Source organism: Pseudomonas sp. 05N434 (assembly GCF_056396965.1).
This window is the reverse complement of sequence record NZ_JBFTMK010000556.1, coordinates 1-3,329: the sequence shown is the minus strand read 5'-3', so window position 1 is coordinate 3,329 and position 3,329 is coordinate 1. Positions and strand designations below refer to the sequence as shown.

The 3,329-nt window shown below is 60.5% G+C and carries 3 protein-coding genes; 1 reads left to right on the top strand and 2 read right to left on the bottom strand.

The genetic code is table 11. The annotated features are described in order from the left end of the window. Positions 1–667, top strand: a 667-nt coding sequence (locus tag AC1DLB_RS25675) for a glycerophosphodiester phosphodiesterase (RefSeq protein WP_477785885.1), incomplete at its 5' end; no start/stop codon positions are given. 42 nt (positions 668–709) lie between these two features. Here AC1DLB_RS25675 and sthA read toward each other — a convergent pair. Next, positions 710–2,104: a Si-specific NAD(P)(+) transhydrogenase gene (gene sthA / locus AC1DLB_RS25670; RefSeq protein ID WP_007935284.1), complete on the bottom strand. Its 1,395-nt coding sequence runs from the start codon at positions 2,102–2,104 to the stop codon at positions 710–712. 207 nt (positions 2,105–2,311) lie between these two features. Beyond that, the gene (locus AC1DLB_RS25665) at positions 2,312–3,295 is read right to left on the bottom strand and encodes an FAD:protein FMN transferase (RefSeq protein WP_477744414.1); all 984 of its coding nucleotides are present in this window, start codon (positions 3,293–3,295) and stop codon (positions 2,312–2,314) included. Positions 3,296–3,329 lie beyond the last annotated feature (34 nt).

Sequence of the window (3,329 nt, the reverse complement as noted above, 5' to 3'; positions counted from 1 at the left end):
GACCAGCTTTCAGCAATGCCTCAAGCACGGCGTGCGCCGCTGCGAACTGGACCTGCACCTGTCCAAGGACGGCGAGTTGATGGTGATCCACGACCCGACCCTCAAACGCACCACAGACCGCCGCGGCAAAGTGGCCGAACACACGGCTGCGGAACTGGTGACCTACGACGCGCGCAAGGGCGGCCCGGGCTGGATCAAACCCTGCCCGATCCCGACGCTGGAAGAGTTGTTCGAAAAATGCGATTTCGAGCACTGGCAGCTGGAAGTCAAAAGCGCTTCACGCACCCGTGCCGCAACCACCGTGCTGGCGATTCGCGAAATGGCCCAGCGTTTCGGCATACGGGACAAGGTCACGATTACCTCGAGTTCACGCGAAGTGTTGAAAGCCGCGCTGGACCTGGTGCCGGACGTGTCTCGCGGACTGGTGGCCGAGTACGCCTGGCTCGACCCGTTGAAGGTCGCGCAAAACTATGGCTGTGAGATGCTGGCGCTGAACTGGACCCTGTGTACGCCGGAACGCCTGCAGAAGGCGCAGCGTCAGGGGCTGCATGTGTCGGTGTGGACAGTCAACGAGCCCGCGCTGATGCGCAGGCTCGCCGACTTCGGCGTTGACAGCCTGATTACAGACTTTCCCGGTTTGGCCAGCGCCACGCTCGAGAATTGCTGAAATCGGTCTCCCCGGCCGGCTCAGGCCACCGGCCGGAGCCACTCAAAAAAGCCGGTTGAGGCCATCGTACGCCGCTACCCGATAGGCTTCGGCCATGGTCGGGTAGTTGAACGTCGTGTTGACGAAGTACTTCAGGGTGTTCTGCTCGCCCGGCTGGTTCATGATCGCCTGACCGATGTGCACGATCTCCGATGCCTGATAACCGAAGCAGTGAACGCCCAGCACTTCCAGCGTCTCGCGGTGGAACAGGATTTTCAGCATGCCTTGCGGTTCGCCGGCGATCTGCGCACGCGCCATGCTCTTGAAGAATGCCTTGCCCACTTCATACGGCACCTTGGCCTGAGTCAGCTCCTGCTCGTTCTTGCCGATCGAGCTGATCTCCGGAATCGTGTAGATGCCGGTCGGCACGTCATTGACGAAACGCCAGCTGCCGTTGTCGACGATGCTGCCAGCGGCCGAACGCCCCTGGTCATGGGCGGCACTGGCCAGGCTCGGCCAGCCGATCACGTCACCGGCGCCATAAATGTTCGGCACGCAGGTGCGGTAGTTCTCGTCGACTTCGATCTGGCCACGGCTGTTGACCTTCACGCCGATGTTTTCCAGACCCAGCTGATCGGTGTTGCCGGTACGGCCGTTGCACCAGAGCAAGGCGTCGGCCTTGATCTTCTTGCCGGACTTGAGGTGCAGGATCACGCCGTTGTCCACGCCTTCGACGCGGTCGTAGTCTTCGTTGTGGCGAACCGTGATGTTGTTGTTGCTGAAGTGGTAACTCAGGGCCTGGGAAATTTCCGAGTCGAGGAAGCTCAGCAACTGACCACGGTTGTCCACCAGCTCAACCAATACACCCAGACCACTGAAGATCGAGGCGTATTCGCAGCCGATCACGCCGGCGCCGTAAACGATGAGTTTACGCGGGGTGTGGCCGAGGCTGAGGATGGTGTCGCTATCGTAGATACGCGGGTGATGGAAATCGATGTCCGCCGGGCGATAAGGACGCGAACCGGTGGCGATGATGATGTGCTTGGCCACCAGTTTTTCGACCACGCCGTTGGCGCAGACGACTTCGATGGTTTGCTCGTCGGCGAAGCTGCCGGTGCCGAAGAACACGTCGACGCGGTTACGGGCGTAGTAGCCGGTGCGCGAGGCGACTTGTTTGGAGATGACTTTTTCAGCGCTTTTCAACACGTCCGGGAACGAGAACCAACGCGGCTCACCAATGGCCCGGAACATCGGGTTGGTGTTGAACTGCATGATCTGCCGGACCGAGTGACGCAAGGCCTTGGACGGGATGGTGCCCAGGTGGGTGCAGTTGCCGCCGACCTGGCGACGGCTATCGACCATCGCCACCTTGCGCCCTGCCTTGGCGGCGTTCATTGCCGCGCCTTCTCCCGCCGGGCCGGAACCCAACACCACCACATCGTAGTTGTAGACAGCCATGCGTACTCCTCAGAACAGGCCGCGGCACCTTAGGCGCCCGCGGCTAAATCACGCCGATCGGCGGCRTGAAGGAACAATTTGGGGCCAGTGCAGAACCCGGACACAGTCTATAGAAGCGTCAACGCCGCGCACATTAACCCTTGGTCGCGTCGTAGGCTAGTTTTGCCTGCGCTACAAAGCCACCGAAAAATGCTTTTGCAGCCGCAATCACTCGGTTTTCTCACCGGCCAGGCGCTCAAAAGCCTGATTGGTGCGTGTGACAAAACCTGTATCGGCACGAATCACAAAGAATGCAGCAATGTCATGCGTTTGGGCATAGTCCCAACCCCGTTCAGGGCCAAGAATCAGCAACAGCGTCGATAAGCCATCGGCCATCAACGCTGAAGGATGAATCACCGTGACTGACGCCAGGGTGTGTAGGACCGGTGTTCCGGTGCGGGCATCGAAGGTGTGGGAATAGCGCCGGCCACCCTGCTCGAAATAGTTACGGTAATCACCGGAGGTGGACACGCCGTAGCCGTCGACGGCGATGACACGCTCGGCCACTCGCTGATCATCACGGGGTTCTTCCAGGGCGATGCGCCACGGTGAGCCGTCGAGTTTTTTACCGACGGCCTTGAGTTCGCCGGTGGCTTCAGCGAGGTAGTCGTGGATGCCCAGCGCTTCGAGTTCGGCGGCAATCGTGTCGACCGCGTAACCGGCAGCGATGCTGTTGAAGTCGACCTCGACCGCGGCATCCTTGCACAACTGGTCACCTTCGATGCGCAGGTGATTATGACCGACACGCTGCTGCACCTCGGCCAGTGCTTCGGCGCTCGGGACTTTTTCCTCACGCGCCTGCGGGCCAAATCCCCAGAGGTTGAGCAGCGGTTCCACCGTCAGGTCGTAGGAGCCGTCACTTTGCAAAGACAAGCGCTCGCCGACGCGGACCAATTCGAGGATCGGCGCAGGCATTGTCTGGCAGTGGTTGGCGGGCAGGTTATTGAAGCGTTCGATGTCGGAGTCACTGCGATAGGTCGACATTTGCCGATCGACATCAGAGAGTATTTTTTCGACCTGGACGCGGACTTCCGCCGGTGCGGGAAGACCGGCATGGCGCACGTATTGGATCGAATAGCTGCTGCCCATGGTCGGGCCGTCGAAGCGTTCCAGGCTGTCGCCGTTGCCACAACCGGACAAAATCCCGACCATTACCACAAGCCCTCCCCACCGTCCAGTTAACAAA